General features: G+C 64.8%; 18 protein-coding genes and 2 tRNA genes. 3 read left to right on the plus strand and 17 right to left on the minus strand.

Annotation, left to right across the window (positions count from 1 at the left end):
- Positions 1 to 5: 5 nt before the first annotated feature.
- From nuoI to QX070_RS17635, 11 genes are all read right to left on the minus strand, one after another.
- Positions 6 to 494 carry an NADH-quinone oxidoreductase subunit NuoI gene (gene nuoI, locus QX070_RS17585; protein WP_006611003.1) on the minus strand — a complete coding sequence of 163 codons (489 nt, stop codon included), beginning with the start codon at positions 492 to 494 and terminating at the stop codon, positions 6 to 8.
- Positions 495 to 501: 7 nt separating this feature from the next.
- Entirely contained in the window at positions 502 to 1572 is a 1071-nt protein-coding gene (nuoH, locus tag QX070_RS17590; RefSeq protein ID WP_315738267.1) for an NADH-quinone oxidoreductase subunit NuoH, read from the minus strand.
- Positions 1573 to 1582: 10 nt separating this feature from the next.
- Positions 1583 to 3652 (minus strand): NADH-quinone oxidoreductase subunit NuoG, encoded by a 2070-nt coding sequence (gene nuoG / locus QX070_RS17595; protein WP_315738268.1) that lies wholly within the window; start codon positions 3650 to 3652, stop codon positions 1583 to 1585.
- A 103-nt stretch (positions 3653 to 3755) separates the two neighbouring features.
- Positions 3756 to 5081: an NADH-quinone oxidoreductase subunit NuoF gene (gene nuoF, locus QX070_RS17600; RefSeq protein WP_315738269.1), complete on the minus strand. Its 1326-nt coding sequence runs from the start codon at positions 5079 to 5081 to the stop codon at positions 3756 to 3758.
- Between the two features lie 22 nt (positions 5082 to 5103).
- On the minus strand, positions 5104 to 5319 hold the full coding sequence (locus QX070_RS17605) for a hypothetical protein (RefSeq protein ID WP_315711550.1): 216 nt from the start codon (positions 5317 to 5319) through the stop codon (positions 5104 to 5106).
- A complete protein-coding gene (nuoE, locus tag QX070_RS17610; RefSeq protein WP_315738270.1) occupies positions 5316 to 5927 on the minus strand; it encodes an NADH-quinone oxidoreductase subunit NuoE in 612 nt (203 codons plus the stop codon). The genes QX070_RS17605 and nuoE overlap by 4 nt, the downstream gene beginning before the upstream one ends.
- Before the next feature lie 14 nt (positions 5928 to 5941).
- Positions 5942 to 6901 (minus strand): FkbM family methyltransferase, encoded by a 960-nt coding sequence (locus tag QX070_RS17615; protein WP_315738271.1) that lies wholly within the window; start codon positions 6899 to 6901, stop codon positions 5942 to 5944.
- Positions 6901 to 8097 carry an NADH-quinone oxidoreductase subunit D gene (locus QX070_RS17620; RefSeq protein WP_315711546.1) on the minus strand — a complete coding sequence of 399 codons (1197 nt, stop codon included), beginning with the start codon at positions 8095 to 8097 and terminating at the stop codon, positions 6901 to 6903. The genes QX070_RS17615 and QX070_RS17620 overlap by 1 nt, the downstream gene beginning before the upstream one ends.
- Positions 8098 to 8111: 14 nt before the next feature.
- Positions 8112 to 8717 carry an NADH-quinone oxidoreductase subunit C gene (locus QX070_RS17625; protein ID WP_315738272.1) on the minus strand — a complete coding sequence of 202 codons (606 nt, stop codon included), beginning with the start codon at positions 8715 to 8717 and terminating at the stop codon, positions 8112 to 8114.
- 11 nt (positions 8718 to 8728) lie between these two features.
- On the minus strand, positions 8729 to 9313 hold the full coding sequence (locus QX070_RS17630; RefSeq protein WP_284418856.1) for a NuoB/complex I 20 kDa subunit family protein: 585 nt from the start codon (positions 9311 to 9313) through the stop codon (positions 8729 to 8731).
- A complete protein-coding gene (locus tag QX070_RS17635; RefSeq protein WP_008964559.1) occupies positions 9310 to 9675 on the minus strand; it encodes an NADH-quinone oxidoreductase subunit A in 366 nt (121 codons plus the stop codon). The genes QX070_RS17630 and QX070_RS17635 overlap by 4 nt, the downstream gene beginning before the upstream one ends.
- A gap of 609 nt (positions 9676 to 10284) precedes the next feature.
- Between QX070_RS17635 and QX070_RS17640 the strand changes: the two genes are divergently transcribed.
- On the plus strand, positions 10285 to 10482 hold the full coding sequence (locus QX070_RS17640; protein WP_315738273.1) for a hypothetical protein: 198 nt from the start codon (positions 10285 to 10287) through the stop codon (positions 10480 to 10482).
- Positions 10483 to 10672: 190 nt separating this feature from the next.
- Here the strand turns inward: QX070_RS17640 and QX070_RS17645 are convergent.
- Positions 10673 to 10749: transfer RNA gene (locus QX070_RS17645), tRNA-Asp, on the minus strand.
- 475 nt (positions 10750 to 11224) lie between these two features.
- Between QX070_RS17645 and pepT the strand changes: the two genes are divergently transcribed.
- Positions 11225 to 12481, plus strand: coding sequence for a peptidase T (gene pepT, locus QX070_RS17650; protein ID WP_315738274.1), 1257 nt, complete (start codon positions 11225 to 11227; stop codon positions 12479 to 12481).
- 6 nt (positions 12482 to 12487) lie between these two features.
- Here the strand turns inward: pepT and QX070_RS17655 are convergent, their stop codons facing one another.
- Both QX070_RS17655 and QX070_RS17660 read right to left on the minus strand, forming a co-directional pair.
- Positions 12488 to 13345, minus strand: a complete 858-nt coding sequence (locus QX070_RS17655) for a class I SAM-dependent methyltransferase (protein ID WP_315738275.1) — start codon at positions 13343 to 13345, stop codon at positions 12488 to 12490.
- 64 nt (positions 13346 to 13409) lie between these two features.
- Positions 13410 to 14012: a hypothetical protein gene (locus tag QX070_RS17660; RefSeq protein WP_315738276.1), complete on the minus strand. Its 603-nt coding sequence runs from the start codon at positions 14010 to 14012 to the stop codon at positions 13410 to 13412.
- 206 nt (positions 14013 to 14218) lie between these two features.
- Between QX070_RS17660 and QX070_RS17665 the strand changes: the two genes are divergently transcribed.
- Positions 14219 to 15046, plus strand: a complete 828-nt coding sequence (locus QX070_RS17665; protein WP_315738277.1) for a metallophosphoesterase — start codon at positions 14219 to 14221, stop codon at positions 15044 to 15046.
- Here the strand turns inward: QX070_RS17665 and QX070_RS17670 are convergent.
- The 3 genes from QX070_RS17670 to lon form a co-directional block, all read right to left on the minus strand.
- Positions 14985 to 15470: a cyclic nucleotide-binding domain-containing protein gene (locus tag QX070_RS17670; RefSeq protein WP_315738278.1), complete on the minus strand. Its 486-nt coding sequence runs from the start codon at positions 15468 to 15470 to the stop codon at positions 14985 to 14987. The two genes, QX070_RS17665 and QX070_RS17670, sit on opposite strands and share 62 nt — an antisense overlap.
- A 337-nt stretch (positions 15471 to 15807) precedes the next feature.
- Positions 15808 to 15884: transfer RNA gene (locus QX070_RS17675), tRNA-Val, on the minus strand.
- Between the two features lie 185 nt (positions 15885 to 16069).
- Positions 16070 to 18493: an endopeptidase La gene (gene lon, locus QX070_RS17680; protein WP_315738279.1), complete on the minus strand. Its 2424-nt coding sequence runs from the start codon at positions 18491 to 18493 to the stop codon at positions 16070 to 16072.
- Between the last annotated feature and the right edge of the window lie 24 nt (positions 18494 to 18517).

Here is an 18517-nt window from a genome sequence, read left to right on the forward strand (position 1 = left end):
CGGCCTCAGCGGTACGGCGCGTCGAGCGCGATGGCTTTGGAGATCTCGCGCTCCCAGCGGTCGCCGTTCGCGAGCAGCTTGGCCTTGTCATAGTAGAGCTCCTCGCGGGTCTCGGTCGCGAACTCGAAGTTCGGTCCTTCGACGATGGCGTCGACCGGACAGGCCTCCTGGCAGAGGCCGCAATAGATGCATTTCACCATGTCGATGTCGTAGCGCACCGTGCGGCGGGTGCCGTCGTTGCGACGCGGGCCGGCCTCGATCGTAATCGCCTGCGCAGGGCAGACGGCCTCGCAGAGCTTGCAGGCAATGCAGCGCTCCTCGCCATTGGGATAGCGGCGCAGCGCGTGCTCGCCGCGGAAGCGCGGCGAGATCGGGCCCTTCTCGAACGGATAGTTCAGGGTCGGCTTGGGCTGAAAGAAGTAACGCATCGCGAGGAAGAACGCGGAGACGAACTCCTGCAGCAGCAGCGACCGTGCGGTGGCGGAAATGTTCATGACAGCCTCATTTCGGCGCGATGCCGGCGAAGTGCAGCACGCCCGCGACGATCACCACCATGGCCAGCGACAGCGGCAGGAAGACTTTCCAGCCCAGACGCATCAACTGGTCGTAGCGGTAACGCGGCACGATCGCTTTCGCCATCGCGATCAGGAAGAACATGAAGAACAGCTTGAGCGAGAACCAGATGACGCCCGGCACCCAGTTGAACGGCGGCAGGTCGATCGGCGGCAGCCAGCCGCCCAGAAACAGGATCGTCGCCAGCGCGCACATCGTGGTGATCGCGACATACTCGCCGAGCATGAACAGCAGGTACGGCGTCGAGCCGTATTCCACCATGAAGCCGGCGACGAGTTCCGATTCCGCCTCCACCAGATCGAACGGCGGACGGTTGGTCTCGGCCAGCGCCGAGACGTAGAACACGACGAACATCGGGAACAGCGGCCAGACGTACCAGTTCAGGATCGTCAGCTGCGGCAGGCCGATCAGGCTGGCGAGACCGCGCGCATGCTGCGCCTCGACCACCGCCGAGAGGTTCAGGGTGCCGGCGCAGAGCAGCACGGTGATGATGACGAAGCCGATCGAGACCTCGTAGGACACCATCTGTGCCGCCGAGCGCAGCGCCGCCAGGAACGGGTACTTCGAGTTCGACGACCAGCCGGCCATGATGATGCCGTAGATCGACAGCGACGAGATCGCGAAGATGAAGAGGATGCCGACATTGATGTCGGCGATCGCCCAGCCGAGATTGGTCGGGATCACCGCCCAGGCCGCCAGCGCCAAAACGCAGGAGACCAGCGGCGCCAGCAGGAACACGCCCTTGTTGGCGCCGGCCGGAATGATCGGCTCCTTGAGCACGAACTTCAGCAGGTCGGCGAAGGACTGAAACAGGCCCCAGGGCCCGACCACGTTGGGACCCCGGCGGATCTGCACCGCCGCCCAGATCTTGCGGTCGGCCAGCAGGATGTAGGCAATCGCGACCAGCAGCACGACCAGAAGCAGGACGCTCTGCGCGACCATGACGATCAGCGGCCAGAGGAAGCCGGTCCAGAACGAGCTTGCAAAGAAATCAGCCATCAGGTCACGCTCACTCCGCTGCCGTCAGCATCTGCCCGGAGGCCAGGCGGGAGCATTCCGCCATGACCGCCGATGCGCGCGCGATCGGGTTGGTGAGATAGAAGTCGTCGATCAGCGGCTTGAACGGCGCCTTCTCAAGGTTGCCGCCCTTGCCCGCCAGGGTCTTGATGTCGGCGATCTTGCCCGCCTCGATCTGGTCGATGCGGCCAAGATGCGGCACGGCCTTGATGATCGCAGCGCGCAGAGCGGCCAGCGAGTCGTAGCCAAGCTTCTTGCCGAGCACGTCGGACAGCGCGCGGATGATCGCCCAGTCCTCGCGTGCCTCGCCCGGCGGGAACGACGCCCGGCCGGCCATCTGCACTCGGCCCTCGGTGTTGACGTAGAGGCCCGACTTCTCGGTATAGGCCGCCCCCGGCAGGATGACGTCGGCGCGATGCGCGCCGCGGTCGCCATGGGTGCCGATGTAGACGACGAACACGCCCTCGGGCACCTCGACCTCGTCGGCGCCGAGCAGGACCATCACGTCCATGGTGCCGAACGTCGTCATCTGCGCGGCCGTGAGGCCGGTGCCGTTGAAGCCGATGTCGAGGGCGCCGACCCGCGACGCCGTATTGTGCAGCACGGCAAAACCGTTCCAGTCGTCGCGCACGGCGTTGACGTCCATCGCGATCTTGGCGGCCAGCGACAGGATCGCCGCACCGTCGTGGCGCGCTGCGGCGCCGGCGCCGACCAGCACGATCGGGTTCTTGGCGTTACGGAAGGTGGTCGCGAACGAATGCTTGCCGGCAGCGACGTCGCTCAGGGAGTCGGTGCCAGCGCCGATGTGCTCGTACGCATAGGTCAGATCGGCCTTGGGACCGACGACGCCGACCTTGAGCTGACCGGAGCGCCAACGCTTGCGGATGCGGGCGTTGAGCACAGCCGCTTCCTTGCGCGGATTGGCACCGACGATCAGGATCGCGTCGGCCTGCTCGATGCCGGCGATGGTCGGATTGAACAGGTAGGACGCACGGCCGAGCTTGGCATCGAAGCTGTCACCGCCCTGCACCGCGACGTTGGTCGAGCCGAGCTTTGCGAGCAGATCCTTGAGCGCGTACATCTCCTCGACTGCGGCGAGATCGCCGGCGATGGCGCCGACGCGCTTGCCATCGATGCGCGACAGCTTGGTCGCGATCGCCTTGAACGCTTCCGGCCAGGATGCAGCGCGGAGCTTGCCATCCTCGCGAACATAAGGACGGTCAAGCCGCTGCGTGCGCAGGCCGTCGACGACATGACGCGTCTTGTCGGAGATCCACTCCTCGTTCACGGAGTCATTGATGCGCGGCAGGATGCGCATGACCTCGCGGCCGCGGGTGTCGACGCGGATCGCCGAACCGACGCCGTCCATCACGTCGATCGACTGCGTCTTGCCGAGCTCCCAGGGACGCGCCGCAAACGCATAAGGCTTGGAGGTCAGCGCGCCCACCGGGCAGATGTCGACCAGATTGCCCTGCAGCTCCGAGCTCAGCGCCTGCTCGAGATAGGTCGTGATCTCCATGTCCTCGCCACGGCCGATCGCGCCCATCTCCGGCACGCCGCAGACCTCCGCCGAGAAGCGGACGCAGCGCGTGCACTGGATGCAGCGGTTCATCGAGGTCTTGACCAGCGCGCCGAGATACTTGTCCTCGACCGCGCGCTTGTTCTCGGCGAAGCGGCTGGTGTCGACACCATAGCCCATCGCCTGGTCTTGCAGGTCGCACTCGCCGCCCTGGTCGCAGATCGGGCAGTCGAGCGGATGGTTGATCAGAAGGAATTCCATCACGCCTTCGCGTGCCTTCTTGACCATCGGCGACCGGGTCGAAATTTCCGGCGGCTCGCCCTTCGGGCCCGGCCGGCAATCGCGCACGCCCCAGGCGCAGCTCGCGACCGGTTTCGGTCCGCCCTTCACCTCGACGAGGCACATCCGGCAGTTGCCGGCGATCGACAGCCGCTCATGATAGCAGAAGCGCGGGATCTCGGCGCCTGCCGCCTCGCACGCCTGCAGCAGCGTGTACTCCGGCGGCACATCGATCTCTTTGCCATCGATGATGATCTTGGTCATTGCCTCACATCTCTCTCAAACCACGAGCCACCGCGCCGTCGCGCACCGTGAAGGCGCGACAGGCGCGAAGGAAAACCTTGCTGGCAGGTCGGCCTGCCATCGCCTACTCCGCCGCCACCATGTGCGCGGGATCGCGCACGCCGACGTCGTCAACATCGGCCTTGTGCGAATACTGGTCGATCCGCGCCTCGATCTCGTGACGGAAATGCGTGATCAGGCCCTGGATCGGCCACGCCGCGGCGTCACCCAGCGCACAGATCGTGTGCCCCTCGATCTGCTTCGTGACCTCGAGCAGCATGTCGATCTCGCGCTTGTGCGCCCGGCCCTCGGCCATGCGGGTCAGCACGCGCCACATCCAGCCGGTGCCCTCGCGGCACGGCGTGCACTGGCCGCAGCTCTCATGCTTGTAGAAATAGGAGATGCGCGCGATCGCCCGGATCAGGTCGGTCGATTTGTCCATCACGATCACGGCGGCGGTGCCGAGACCGGAGCGCAGCTTCGACAGGCTGTCGAAATCCATCGGCGTGTCGATGATCTGATCGGCCGGCACCATGCGCACCGACGAGCCGCCCGGAATCACCGCCTTCAGATTATCCCAGCCGCCACGGATGCCGCCGCAATGCTTCTCGATCAGCTCGCGGAACGGGATGCCCATCGCCTCTTCGACGTTGCAGGGCCGCTCGACGTGACCGGAGATGCAGAACAGTTTTGTGCCGACATTGTTCGGACGGCCGATGCCGGCAAACCACGCCGCACCGCGGCGCAGGATGGTCGGCGCCACCGCGATCGACTCGACGTTGTTGACCGTGGTCGGGCAGCCATAGAGGCCGACATTGGCCGGGAATGGCGGCTTCAGCCGCGGCTGGCCCTTCTTGCCCTCGAGGCTCTCCAGCAGCGCGGTCTCCTCGCCGCAGATATAGGCGCCGGCGCCGTGGGCGACGTAGACATCGAACGGCCAGCCATGGATGTTGTTCTTGCCGATCAGGTTGGCCTCATAGGCCTGATCGATCGCCGCCTGCAGCCGCTCGCGCTCGCGGATGAACTCGCCGCGCACATAGATGTAGCAGGCATGCGCATTCATCGCGAAGCTGGCGAGCAGACAGCCCTCGACGAGATGATGCGGATCATGCCGCATGATCTCGCGATCCTTGCAGGTGCCGGGCTCGGACTCGTCGGCGTTGACCACGAGGTAGCTCGGCCGGCCGTCGGTCGATTCCTTCGGCATGAACGACCATTTCAGGCCGGTCGGGAAGCCGGCGCCGCCGCGGCCGCGCAGGCCGGAGGCCTTCATCTCGTTAATGATCCAGTCGCGACCTTTTTCGATCAGCGCCTTGGTGCCATCCCAGCTGCCGCGCCGGCGTGCGCCTTCGAGGCCCCAATCATGCAGGCCATAGAGGTTGGTGAAGATGCGGTCCTTGTCGTCGAGCATGATCAGACGGCTTCCTCGGATGTCAGCGGTTCGACTGCATGGTGGCGATGAAGGCGGCGCAGCCGCCGAACACCAAGGCCCACAGCAGACTGGACTCCAGCGTCGCATTGAGCGCGAACCGCTGCAGCACGAAAATGAAAGCGGCGGCTGCGAGCGTATGCAGTGCCACGTAGCGCCAGTTCTTCATCGCGGCGCCCTCTTCGGTCAGGGCCGCAACGCGGGTGCGGTTGCGGCTCATGTCTTTTCCTTCAACGTGGTCGGACCGCCGGCGGGCGCCGAGAACTGGCGGCCGTTCTGCGGACCAGGCGTCGGCAGGTTGCCGGTCGCGAAGCCGTCGAGCACCTTGCCGAAGCTCTCCGGCGTCAGGTCCTCATACGTGTCCTTCCAGACCTGCACCATCGGCGCATTCACGCAGGCGCCCAGGCACTCGACCTCTTCCCAGCTGAAGCCGCCATCCTTCGACAGATGGAAGGGGTCGTGATGAATGCGGTGCTTGCAGACCTCGATCAGTTCCTCGGCGCCGCGCAGCCGGCACGGCGTGGTGCCGCAGACCTGCACGTGCGCCTTCTTGCCGACCGGCTGCAGCTGGAACATGGTGTAGAAAGTCGCGACCTCGAGCACGCGGATGTAGGGCATGCCTAGCATGTCAGCGACGACGCGGATCGCAGCTTCGGACACCCAGCCCTCGTTCTGCTCCTGCGCGCGCCACAGGATCGCGATCACCGCCGAGGCCTGCCGGCCTTCCGGGTATTTCGCGATCTGAGCCTTGGCGAAGGCGAGGTTTTCCTCCGTGAACGCAAAGCTCGCGGGCTGGACTTCCTTCGGGGCAAGACGGCGGACGGACATGGCTCTTCAGTCTTTCATTGCATGCGGCGCGCGGCACTTGCATTGAGCGCTGCGACGCGATTCTGCCAGAAGGCACTTGCAGTTCCGAACACGTTATAGCCGACGTGAGCGGACGCCTTGATGCGGTCGAGGATCGACAGCTCGGTCACGATCTCGAAGCGGCCGCTCGCGGGGTCGTAGACCATCAGTTGCATCGGCGTTTCATCGAGGATGTAGCGCGACACCGTATGATTGCGATCCTGGCCGTGCTCCTCGCACAGGACCATGCTGTCGGTCGCAAGCAGCCGCGCCCCACCCTTGATCGCCTCGATCTCGACGCCCTCGACGTCGAGCTTGATCAGGTACTTGCCGGAAGCGGCGACGTTGCCGTCGTCGATGAGATCGTCGAGCGCCATCACTGGCACCTGCTCACCGCCAGCGCTGTCGCCGGCGATACTGAAGGCCTCGTGCTTGGTACCGGTGAGATGCGCGACGCCGCGGCGTTCGCCGATGGCGCACTTCATCACTTCGAAGCGGCCGCCGTTGATCTGCGCATTGTTCGCAAGCTTGGCGAAGTTCGCCGAGGACGGCTCGATCGCGATCGCCTTGTGCGAGCCGTAGGGCGTGCTCGACACCAGCACCGACCAGTAGCCGTAATTGGCCCCGCCATCGATGAAGGTGTAGTCGACATCGACAGTGCCGAGGAACAGGAGCTCGAGCTCGTCCTCATAGTGATAGTCGCGGTTGAGAAGCTTGCTCCAGTAGCCGTCGCCATAGGGGAACTCGAACACGGCGTCCGGGTTGAGCTTCACCGCGATGTCGCGCTCGGGCAGCGCCAAGCGCAGCAGGTTGGCGCAGCGATTGTAGCCGCGATGCGAGAAATGCGACGAGATCTTCGAGCCGGTCGACAGCGCCAATGCAGCCGTGCGCTCCCAGAGGTTCGCTCCTTCGAGCGCTCCGGAAGCACGATCGAACTGGATCGGCGCATGGCCCATCAGCGGTCCACCTCTCCGAACACGATGTCGAGCGAGCCGAGAATGGCCGAGACGTCGGCGAGCAGATGGCCGCGGCAGATGAAATCCATCGCCTGCAGATGCGCGAAGCCCGGCGCGCGGATCTTGCACTTGTAGGGCTTGTTGGTGCCGTCGGCGACAAGATAGACGCCGAACTCGCCCTTCGGCGCCTCGACCGCCGCATAGATCTCACCCGCGGGGACGTGCACGCCCTCGGTATAGAGCTTGAAGTGGTGGATCAGCGCTTCCATCGAGCGCTTCATCTCACCGCGGCGCGGCGGCGCGATCTTGTTGTCGGTGATCATCACCGGGCCCTGCCCGTCCGGTGCGCGCAGCTTCTGGATGCACTGCTTCATGATACGCACCGACTGGCGCATCTCTTCCATGCGGATCAGATAGCGGTCGTAGCAGTCGCCGTTCTTGCCGATCGGAACGTCGAACTCCATCTCGGCATAGACATCGTAGGGCTGCGACTTGCGCAGGTCCCAGGCCGCGCCCGAGCCGCGCACCATCACGCCGGAGAAGCCCCACTCCCAGGCCTGCTTCAGGGTCACGACGCCGATGTCGACGTTACGCTGCTTGAAGATGCGGTTGCCGGTGAGAAGCCGGTCGAGATCGTCGACCACCTTCAGGAACGGATCGCAGAATGCGTCGATGTCGTCGATCAGCTTCGGCGGCAGGTCCTGGTGGACGCCACCGATGCGGAAGTAGTTGGCGTGCATGCGCGAGCCGGAGGCCCGCTCATAGAACACCATCAGCTTCTCGCGCTCCTCGAAGCCCCACAGCGGCGGGGTCAGCGCGCCGACGTCCATCGCCTGGGTGGTGACGTTGAGCAAATGCGACAGCAGCCGTCCGATCTCGGAGTAGAGCACGCGGATCAGTTGGCCGCGGCGCGGCACCTCGATGCCGAGCAGGCGCTCGGCGGCGAGGCAGAAGGCATGCTCCTGGTTCATCGGCGCGACGTAGTCGAGCCGATCGAAATAGGGCATCGCCTGCATGTAGGTCTTGGTCTCGATCAGCTTCTCGGTGCCGCGATGCAGAAGGCCGATATGCGGATCGACGCGCTCGACCACCTCACCGTCCAGCTCCAGCACAAGGCGCAGCACACCGTGCGCCGCCGGATGCTGCGGGCCAAAGTTGATCGTGAAGTTGCGGAGTGCCGGGCTCTGCTCGTTCATGCTCGCGCTCCCACTCACTTCGTCGCTTTCTCGTCGCCGGGCAGCGGATAGTCCGCGCCTTCCCAGGGCGACAGGAAATCGAACTTGCGGAATTCCTGGTTGAGCCTGACAGGCTCGTAGATCACCCGCTTCTCCTGGTCGTCGTAGCGCACCTCGACGAAGCCGGTGGTGGGGAAGTCCTTGCGCAGCGGGTGGCCGTCGAAGCCGTAATCCGTCAGCAGGCGGCGCATGTCGGGGTGACCGACGAAGATCACGCCGTAGAGGTCATAGGCCTCGCGCTCGAACCAATCCGCCCCCGGGAAGACGTCGATCAGCGACGGCACCTGCGTCGTCTCGTCGGCCTCGGCCTTGAGCCGGATCCGTGCGTTCAGGGTCGGAGACAGGAAGTGGTAGACGACATCGAAGCGCTTGGCGCGCTCCGGGTAGTCGACCGCGGTGATGTCGGTGATGTTGACGAACCGGAGAGCCGGATCATCACGCAGATACTTCACAACCTCGACGATCCGACCCGGCTCCACGTTCACCGTGAGCTGATTGAAAGCGACCGAATGGCCGATCGCCGCGCCCGGAAGCGCGCTCACGATCGTCTGCCCAAGGGCGTCGAGCCTGCCGTCGTCCATAACGAAAACCTTCAGCGTTCGATGGTGCCGGTGCGCCGGATCTTCTTCTGCAGCAGCAGAACACCGTACAGCAGCGCTTCCGCGGTCGGCGGACAGCCGGGCACATAGATATCAATGGGAACGATGCGGTCGCAGCCGCGGACCACCGAATAGGAATAGTGATAGTAGCCGCCGCCATTGGCGCACGACCCCATCGAGATGACGTAGCGCGGCTCCGGCATCTGGTCGTAGACCTTGCGCAGCGCCGGCGCCATCTTGTTGGTCAGGGTGCCGGCGACGATCATCACGTCCGACTGGCGCGGCGAGGCGCGCGGCGCGAAGCCGAAGCGCTCGACGTCGTAGCGCGGCATCGACACCTGCATCATCTCGACGGCGCAGCAGGCCAGGCCGAACGTCATCCACATCAGGGAGCCGGTGCGGGCCCAGGTGATGAGATCGTCAGCGGTGGCAACGAAGAATCCCTTGTCCGACAGTTCGTGCCTGACCTCGAGGAAGTACGGGTCGTTGGCACCGATCGGCCTGCCGGTCGCGGGATCGAGAATGCCCTTCGGGGCCGGTGCGATCACCGGACCGGTCGAGGACGTGGTCGGGCTCAATCCCATTCAAGCGCGCCTTTCTTCCATTCGTAGGCAAACCCGACCGTCAGCACGGCCAGGAACACCAGCATCGACCAGAAGCCGGCCGCGCCGAGCTTGCCGAATGCCACTGCCCAGGGGAACAGGAAGGCGACTTCGAGGTCGAAGATGATGAAAAGGATGGCCACCAGATAGAAGCGGACGTCGAACTTCATGCGCGCGTCGTCGAACGCATTGAAGCCGCATTCGTACGCGGAGAGCTTCTCGGGATCGGGCTGCTGGTAGGCGACCAGGAAGGGCGCGATCAGCAGAACCACCCCGATGATGGCTGCGACACCTATGAACACGACGAGGGGGAGATAGTTCTGGAGGATGCCGGTCATCGGCGCCACTTTCCTCTGCGGTTTCGGTGCAAACCGCAGATTCGTTGCATTGGAATTGGTCGAAGCCTTAGCGCAGCGCACCAAGCCGCGCAAGACAAGCCGTCTCGCCGGTGTCATCCCTCCCCACATTGCGGAAACCTGGACACACCGAGCCACGGCGCCACGGATGACGCGTGCAGGAGCCGCATTGCAGACCCGCAGCATTACGGTGTCGCACGGACCGGCGCGGGATGCTGAGGTGATCAGCGATCGCGAGCACGCACGCCGTCGTGCGCAGGCTGGGCGGGGTCGGAGACAGATGCGGATCAGCGTTCGATCGAGCGATCCAAGCAAGGCGACTGGACCGTCACCCGATAGGCGTCCGTTATCACGTCAGATGGTCACGAAGGGCCGCCGGATCAAGATCACCTGCGGCGGCCGGCGCGGCCGTGGTCACCGCCGATGCCGGCATGGGTGCCGATCACGGGCTCCGGCCGCATACTCCCGATTGCCGGCGCTCCGACTGCAACCGATGAAACCATTTTGAGGAAACGAAGAAACCGGATCGAAACAAAGCGGAGGTACATGTCCAGGCAACAAAGTGGCGCTCTGAGACGCCGGGAGGCTGACATGAACCACTCGCTGCATTCCGCAGACCGATCGACTCACCTGAAGATCGTCGTCGTTGCCCTGATCGCAGGCATCGCGGTAACCGCTTTCGGTATCGCGACCCGCGCCAATGTGGACTACAGCCAGACGGCATCGCACGTCGTGAAGGCCGGCAAGCCTGTGACCGTGACGAGTTCCAGCGACTCGATGGTGCGCTGAGCCGTCGGTCCGCTGCTGACAGCGGTCGCAGGCCACCCGCTGGGTGGCCTTTTTCGTGCCCGATCGGAAAGATTAGCGACGGAGCGCCTGCAGTTCGGCGAAGCGTCAGGTGGTGGCCGGGGAGAGATCACGCGGTCGCACGGCTTGCGGCGGCCAAAGGATCAAATCGAAAGCTAAGCCATTGAAAACATGGCGCGAGAGACGGGGCTCGAACCCGCGACCTCCGGCGTGACAGGCCGGCGCTCTAACCAACTGAGCTACTCCCGCGTGATCGCGAAATCCGCGGAGGAGTGCGACTTAAAGGGGCGATGTTTCGAAGTCAAGGACAATGAACCGATAGCTGTGCGAAGTCCTTGATGAGCGGTCAATCGCGGTCTCTCTCAGTGGCGTCGGGCATCCGCCGTAAATCGCGCATGATGATGGGCCAAGTCGATGATCCGTCTTTTTTCTTCGGGACCGCAACGGCACGGCCGCAAAGGAAGATGAGTTTCGAATCGCCGGACTGGGTATCCTTTAGGTCCCATGCGCGCGCAGGAGCGCGCAATTCAGCCGCCGGCGGGCGGTACCGATCACAGCGGGTCGCGACGTCGCATTCCGCAGCAAAGGAGCCGGCGGATGCGCTTTGATCGGGGGAACCACTGATAGCCTGATGAACCCTGGTATCTGGCATGCAATAACTGATATATTAGTATACCGATGCATACGGTAACATATTGTTCCCTCTCCTGTCCTTGTGGTGCACATGTCCGATCCGCTTCGCAGCTACACCCACTCCGTCACCGAGCGTCTGCTCCGCTATGTCGTGATCGACACCCAGTCGGACCCGACATCGCCGACCTGCCCTTCGACGCTCAAACAGAAGAATCTCGGCCGGTTGCTCGCAGCCGAGCTGCAGGCGATGGGCCTCTCGGACGCCCATCTGGACGACCACGGCTACGTCTATGCGACCATCCCGGCCACCACCGACAAGGCCGTGCCGGTGATCTGCTTCTGCTCGCACATGGACACGTCGCCCGACTGCTCCGGAGCCGACGTGAAGCCGCAGATCGTGCGCAACTACCAGGGCGGCGACATCGTGCTGCCTAAGGACCCGAGCCAGATCATCCGTGCCGCCGAGCATCCGGCGTTGAGGGACCAGATCGGCAACGACATCGTCACCACGGACGGTACCACGCTGCTGGGGGCCGACAACAAGGCCGGCATCGCCGAGATCATGGACGCGGCGCAGTTCCTGATCAGCCATCCGCAGATCAAGCACGGCACCATCAAGATCCTGTTCACGCCGGACGAGGAGATCGGCCGCGGCGTCGACCGGGTCGACCTGAAGAAGCTCGGCGCCGATTTCGGCTACACGATGGATGGCGAGACCGCCGGCAACATCGAGGACGAGACCTTCTCCGCCGACGGTGCCACCATCCTCATCAACGGTGTCAGCGCCCATCCCGGCTTTGCCAAGGGCAAGATGGAGCATGCCATCAAGATCGCATCTGCGATCATCGAGCGGCTCCCGAAGGATAGCTGCTCGCCGGAAACGACGGAGGGCAAGGAAGGCTTCCTGCATCCGGTCGGGATCTCCGGCGCGCTCGAACAGGCGCGGCTCGATTTCATCGTGCGCGATTTCAGCGAGCAGGGCTTGCGGCAGAAGGAAGCGCTGCTCGAGGACATCGTCAGGGACGTCCTGAAGGACTATCCGCGCTCGAGCTACCGGATGGAGGTTCGGCAGCAATACCGCAACATGAAGGAGGTCATCGATCTGCATCCGGAGATCGTGACCTATGCCGAGGAGGCGATCCGCCGCGCCGGCCTGACGCCGGTCAGGACATCGATCCGCGGCGGGACCGATGGTTCGCGGCTGTCGTTCATGGGCCTGCCCTGCCCCAACATCTTCGCCGGCGAGCATGCCTTCCACTCGCGTCTCGAATGGGTCAGCGTCCAGGACATGGAGAAGGCGGTGCAGACCATCGTCCATCTGGCGATGATCTGGGAAGAGCAGTCCTGAGCGCCGTCAGGCGCGCGCCGTCACCAGCCAGATCGAGCCGGCGAGCGTCACGCTGTCGCCGCGTACATACTGCGTCAGCAGCTCGCGAACCGACTGCCGCGCCGCATCGCGCGTCTCCTGGGGATGCCCCTCCAGCGCGCGGCTGGCGGGGCCGATCTCGAAGGCCGATTGTACGGCCGCATCGAGCCCCTTGCCGATCGCGACGTCGAGCGACAGCGCATGTGCCTCCAGCGCGACGTCGCTGAAGCCGGCCTCGCCCAGGATGCGCGTCACCCGCGCTTCCGATGCGAAGGCAAATGGACCGGGATCGTCGGGCGCCATCTCTGGCAGCTTCGGGACGTGGCGATAGACCGCCTGCAGCGGCGCGATCATCCAGGGATTGGCTTTCGGCTCGCGCCAGCAGGCGAATACGACCCGGCCGCCCGGCTTCAGCGCGCGGCGGATGTTGGCGAACGACGCCACCGGATCGGCGAAGAACATCACGCCGAACCGCGACACCAGCAGATCGAAGCTCGCCGGCGCGAACGGATGCACGGTCGCGTCGGCCAGCACGAACTCGGCGGGAAGCCCGGCCGGCGCCACCGCGCGCGCCCGCTCCAGCATCGGGGCGGAAATGTCGACCCCGAGCACATGCCCGCCGGGCGCCACCTGCCCGGCCAGCGCGATCGACAGGCCGCCACAACCGCAGCCGATATCGAGCACACGATCACCCGGCTTGGCCGCGATGCGGTCGATCAGGATCTGCGACACCGGTGCGAGCAGGATGTCCTGCGCCTCCTGGCGATCGGACCAGCGCTGGCCGCCCGGCCCGTTCCAATAGGCGATCTGGTCGGCGTTGCGCTCGTCCCCTGCCGGCAATTGCATGATGTGCCCTGTCTGATTGAGGTCATCGCAAGAGCCGGCATGGCGCATGCAGCCGCCTGTCCTGTCAAGGCACGAGGCCGCGATGCGCTCGCGGAAGAAAGTGGGCCGGTTCTGACCACGGTTCGGAGAGACTTTCGCCGACGGCGAGAGCGCTCCAACGTCGGCTCAGCCGCGCGAACTCCTGTCGGATGGCGTCGCGCCGCACCGGCGTGTAGACCGCGCGCTCCTCCGCTGACATCCCAGCCAGCAGGCTGCGCGCCGACGGCGCCATCTCGGCCCCGCGCGCCCGCAGCGCCGGATCGTCAGCCTGCTGCAGCCAGTCCTGCCAGCACACATAGGTGGCGCGCTCGGAGCGGGCATAGTCCTCGCTGCGTTCCGGCATCAGGCGCTGGTCCCTGGCCTCATGCCTGCGACGCAGCCGCGCGGTCTCGCGGGACGAGGTCGCATGCGGGACCAAATGAAAAGTCCCGGCCGTGCCGCCGGCCGCGAGCCGCCCGAACACGGCGCCGTCGATCCCGAGATGCTTTTCGACGATGAAGTGTTGCAGATCATGCGGCATCCAGGGATCGAAGCCAGGCGCCGGGCTCATTTCGAGGGCGCGTCCATCACCGAGCGTCGCGCGCACCGCGTAGCGGCGCTCGCCGGTGCGGACGAAGGAAACAGTCATGGGCGGTCGCGGACGACGAGACATGGGACACTCGCAATTGGCAGCCGCGGCTGAAAAACGGCCCCATCATACCGCCGCGGGCGAGGGATCGATAGATGCGCGCGGACCTGCTGGCGAGCGCAGCAGTGCAATGCAATAGCGGGACAGCCTCTGGTCTCGCTGGTTCTGGTCTCGCTCTTGCTTCGATCAGGCGCGTCAGGAGCCACATGCGCACTCTCATCGTTGCCGATCTTCATTACTCGCTGCCGCAGTTCGACTGGCTGGTGGCGGCTGCCGATCATTTTGATGCGGTGGTGTTCGCCGGCGATGCGCTCGATCTCGCCTCGATCGTCGACATTCGCGCCCAGATCGTGGTCGTGAAGACATATCTCGTGCTCCTGGCGGCCAAGACGCGGGTCATGATCTGCTCGGGCAATCATGACCTGGAGGAGCGCAGCCCGGATGGCGAGAAGATCGCGGCCTGGATCGGGACGGTCCGCGAGCTCGGCATCGCGGCCGACGGCGATGACGTCCTGATCGGCGATACGCTGTTCTCGCTTTGCCCATGGTGGGACGGTCCGCTGGTCAAGGCCGCGATCGGACGCCAGCTCGATGCCGCCGCGACGCGCGACGCAGCCCGCTGGATCTGGGTGCATCATGCGCCGCCGGCCAACTCGCCGGTGAGCTGGGGCGGCAAACGCTTCTTCGGCGACACCGAGCTCGAAGGCTTCATCGCGCGGCACCGCCCGGCAATGGTGATCTCCGGCCACGTGCACCAGTCGCCGTTCATCAAGGACGGCTCCTGGCTCGATCGCGTCGGTGAGACTTGGGTCTTCAACACCGGACGGCAGCCCGGGCGACCGCCGGCCTACATGGTGCTCGACACCGATGAAGGGCGCGCCTTCTGGCTGGCGGCGGGGCAAGCCGAATGGGTCGATCTCGCCGGTCCGCTGCAACGCCCGGCCCAGCCCGTGACGGCGGCGCCGGACTGGCTCAGAGTCGTGGATCGGATTCCAGATCCGTTCCTGGCGAAACCTGCTGCGGCGGCAGGTTGATCATGCTCTGCAGCACGTCGCCGACCATCGCCAGATGGGTGCCATGGCCGGCATATTGCCGCTTGAGGTCGGCGAGATAGCTGTTGGCGACGTTCAGGCGCTGCGCCAGCATGCGCGCGATCGCGAGCGTCGCCTCGGGATTTTCAGCCAGGAAGCGCCGAGCGTCGGGAATTTCGTAGATCAGGCAATCCGCCGCGGCGCGCACGGTCGCCGTGTGCGGCTGCTCAAGCAGCAGCGACATTTCACCGAACAGCGCGCCCGGCTCCGACACGACCGCCACCGTGGCGCCGGCCTTGATCACCTCCAGCCGCCCCTCGAGCAGGATGTAGAGATGCCCGGTGCTGTGCCCCTCCTCGAGCAGCATGGTGGCCGCCGGAATGGCGCGCTCATGTCCGCCGGTGCAGTGGCGCAGGAAGTCGGTCATCGGTTCGCCCGCGATGTTTCACTCCGCGCGCCAAGCTAGCCGAAGAACGGTTCATCGCCACGCGAAATCGTCCGGGCGCTTCGCACCAGCTGTCGCAAAGGATTTTAAACCCCTGTCCGAATTGAGCACTCGGCGGCGCCATCATCGTGATCGGGACGTGGGTTTGGCTCAGCCGCCGAGGCTCGATGGCAAGGTGGCTCAGCTCTACGAGAGCAGCAGATCGATGAAACCCGACGCACAAACGCGCTTCTGGAGAGCATCGCCATCAGCTTGGAAAATCGACGCGCACGACAATAGCAGCGTCACCATTGCGAGGGTGCGTCCCAGCGGATGCTAATGGTAGGCGGCGAGAGATTCGAACTCCCGACCCTCTCGGTGTAAACGAGATGCTCTAACCAGCTGAGCTAGCCGCCCTCACGTCGCGCTTCTTTACCCCCTGCCCGATCCTCAATCAACGCCGGAACCACGCGGCGGCAGCGAGAAACCGCCGCAGCGGGAACGGTGGGAGCAGACCACGCACGCTCGAAGGGTCAGTGGTTCGATCTCCCAAACGAAAACGGCGCCCTTACGGGCGCCGTTTCCTTGGATCAGTTCGGACCTCAGTGGGCGGTCAGGCCGCCGGCGGCTTCGTCGCCGTCGGCCTTCACCGGCACCTTGGTGTCCTCTTCCCAGACGATCGGCACCGGCTTGCGGACCAGGGCCCGGGCGACGACGTCGTCGAGACGGGACACCGGGATGATGTCCATGCCGCCCTTGATCGCATCGGAGATCTCCGTGAGATCCTTGGCGTTGTCCTCGGGGATCAGCACCGTCTTGATGCCGCCGCGGGCCGCAGCCAGCAGCTTCTCCTTCAGACCGCCGATCGGCAGCACGCGACCACGCAAGGTGATCTCACCGGTCATCGCCACGTCGTGACGGATCGGAATGCCCGTCATGACCGAGATGATTGCGGTTGCCATCGCGACGCCCGCCGACGGACCGTCCTTCGGGGTCGCCCCCTCCGGAACGTGGACGTGGATGTCGCGGCGGTCGAACATCGGCGGCTCGATGCCGTAGACGATCGCCCGCGAGCGGACGTAGGACGCCGCCGCCGAGATCGACTCCTTCATGACGTCGCGCAGATTGCCCGTCACCGTCATCTTGCCCTTGCCGGGCATCATGACGCCTTCGATCGTCAGCAGCTCGCCACCGACATCGGTCCAGGCCAGGCCCGTCACGATCCCGACCTGATCGTCGCTCTCGATCTCACCGAAGCGATACTTCGGCACACCCAAGAATTCCTCGACGGCCTTCTCGGTGACCTTCACCGACTTCTTCTTGGACATCATGAGCTCCTTCACGGCCTTGCGGGCCAGTGTGGAAATCTCACGCTCCAGGTTACGCACGCCCGCCTCGCGGGTGTAGCGCCGGATCACGAGCAGCAGCGCGTCATCGTCGATCGACCACTCCTTCGAATCCAGGCCGTGCTTCGACAGCGCGGACGGGATCAGATGCTTGCGGGCGATCTCGAGCTTTTCGGTCTCGGTGTAGCCCGCGATGCGGATGATCTCCATGCGGTCCATCAGCGGGCCGGGAATATTCAGCGTATTCGCGGTCGTGATGAACATCACGTTCGACAGGTCGTAGTCGACCTCCAGATAGTGGTCGTTGAACGTCGTGTTCTGCTCGGGGTCCAGAACCTCCAGCAGCGCCGACGACGGGTCACCCCGGAAGTCCGAGCCCATCTTGTCGATCTCGTCCAACAGGAAGAGCGGGTTCGAGGTCTTGGCCTTGCGCATCGACTGGATGATCTTGCCGGGCATCGAACCGATATAGGTCCGGCGATGACCGCGGATCTCCGCCTCGTCGCGCACGCCGCCCAGAGACACGCGAACGAACTCGCGGCCGGTGGCCTTCGCGATCGACTTGCCGAGCGAGGTCTTGCCGACGCCGGGAGGTCCGACCAGGCACAGGATCGGGCCGGTCAGCTTGTTGGCGCGCGACTGCACCGCCAGGTACTCGACGATGCGATCCTTGACCTTCTCCAGCCCATAGTGATCCGCATCCAGAACCGCCTGCGCGGCCTCCAGATCCTTCTTCACCTTGGACTTCTTGTTCCACGGGATCGACAGCAGCCAATCCAGATAGTTGCGCACGACGGTCGCTTCCGCAGACATCGGCGACATCTGGCGCAGCTTCTTCAGCTCGTGCTGCGCCTTCTCTCGCGCTTCCTTGGAGAGCTTGGTCTTGTTGATGCGCTCTTCCAGATCGGCGAGCTCGTCGCGGCCGTCCTCGTCACCCAGCTCCTTCTGAATGGCCTTCATCTGCTCATTCAGGTAGTACTCGCGCTGGGTCTTCTCCATCTGGCGCTTGACGCGCGAGCGGATGCGCTTCTCGACCTGCAGCACCGAGATCTCGCTCTCCATCAGGCCCAGCACCTTCTCCAGGCGCGTGGTGACGGACAGCGTCTCCAGGATGCCCTGGCGATCGGCGATCTTGACGGCGAGATGCGAGGCGACGGTGTCGGCCAGCTTGCCGAAATCGGTGATCGACTGAACGACGCCGACGACTTCGGCGGAGATCTTCTTGTTCAGCTTCACGTAGCTTTCGAAGTCCGACACGACGGACCGCCCGAGCGCTTCGGCCTCGACCGACTTCGCGTCGGTATCCTCGAGCGCAACGGCAGTGGCTTCGTAGTAGTCGGCACGATCGGTGTACTTCTCGACGCGCGCGCGCTCCAGGCCCTCGACCAGCACCTTCACAGTGCCGTCGGGCAGCTTGAGGAGCTGCAGCACGCTGGCGAGCGTCCCGGTCTCGTAGATAGCATCCGCAGCTGGATCATCGTCGGACGCGTTCTTCTGCGTCGCCAGCATCACCAGCGCGTCGTTCTTCATCACCTCTTCGAGCGCGCGGATGGATTTCTCGCGGCCGACGAACAGCGGAACGATGTTGTGCGGGAAGACGACGATGTCGCGGAGCGGCAGAACCGGATAGGCGTGGCTCTCGCCGTAGACGATGGTCGGCCGGGGTTTGGGGGTCGTCATGGCCTGTTCCTTTTGTTTAGCCCC

Origin of the sequence: Bradyrhizobium sp. SZCCHNR1093 (assembly GCF_032381175.1) — a bacterium.
GTDB lineage: Bacteria > Pseudomonadota > Alphaproteobacteria > Rhizobiales > Xanthobacteraceae > Bradyrhizobium.

Coding starts and splice junctions, on each gene's coding strand:
- QX070_RS17635 (WP_008964559.1), bottom strand. CDS start 9,675: ATGACCGGCATCCTCCAGAACTATCTCCCCCTCGTCGTGTTCATAGGT.
- pepT (WP_315738274.1), top strand. CDS start 11,225: ATGTCCGATCCGCTTCGCAGCTACACCCACTCCGTCACCGAGCGTCTG.
- QX070_RS17670 (WP_315738278.1), bottom strand. CDS start 15,470: ATGACCGACTTCCTGCGCCACTGCACCGGCGGACATGAGCGCGCCATT.
- QX070_RS17615 (WP_315738271.1), bottom strand. CDS start 6,901: ATGGGCCATGCGCCGATCCAGTTCGATCGTGCTTCCGGAGCGCTCGAA.
- nuoH (WP_315738267.1), bottom strand. CDS start 1,572: ATGGCTGATTTCTTTGCAAGCTCGTTCTGGACCGGCTTCCTCTGGCCG.
- QX070_RS17655 (WP_315738275.1), bottom strand. CDS start 13,345: ATGCAATTGCCGGCAGGGGACGAGCGCAACGCCGACCAGATCGCCTAT.
- QX070_RS17640 (WP_315738273.1), top strand. CDS start 10,285: ATGAACCACTCGCTGCATTCCGCAGACCGATCGACTCACCTGAAGATC.
- QX070_RS17660 (WP_315738276.1), bottom strand. CDS start 14,012: ATGACTGTTTCCTTCGTCCGCACCGGCGAGCGCCGCTACGCGGTGCGC.
- QX070_RS17665 (WP_315738277.1), top strand. CDS start 14,219: ATGCGCACTCTCATCGTTGCCGATCTTCATTACTCGCTGCCGCAGTTC.
- QX070_RS17620 (WP_315711546.1), bottom strand. CDS start 8,097: ATGAACGAGCAGAGCCCGGCACTCCGCAACTTCACGATCAACTTTGGC.
- nuoE (WP_315738270.1), bottom strand. CDS start 5,927: ATGTCCGTCCGCCGTCTTGCCCCGAAGGAAGTCCAGCCCGCGAGCTTT.
- QX070_RS17605 (WP_315711550.1), bottom strand. CDS start 5,319: ATGAGCCGCAACCGCACCCGCGTTGCGGCCCTGACCGAAGAGGGCGCC.
- nuoG (WP_315738268.1), bottom strand. CDS start 3,652: ATGACCAAGATCATCATCGATGGCAAAGAGATCGATGTGCCGCCGGAG.
- nuoF (WP_315738269.1), bottom strand. CDS start 5,081: ATGCTCGACGACAAGGACCGCATCTTCACCAACCTCTATGGCCTGCAT.
- lon (WP_315738279.1), bottom strand. CDS start 18,493: ATGACGACCCCCAAACCCCGGCCGACCATCGTCTACGGCGAGAGCCAC.
- nuoI (WP_006611003.1), bottom strand. CDS start 494: ATGAACATTTCCGCCACCGCACGGTCGCTGCTGCTGCAGGAGTTCGTC.
- QX070_RS17625 (WP_315738272.1), bottom strand. CDS start 8,717: ATGGACGACGGCAGGCTCGACGCCCTTGGGCAGACGATCGTGAGCGCG.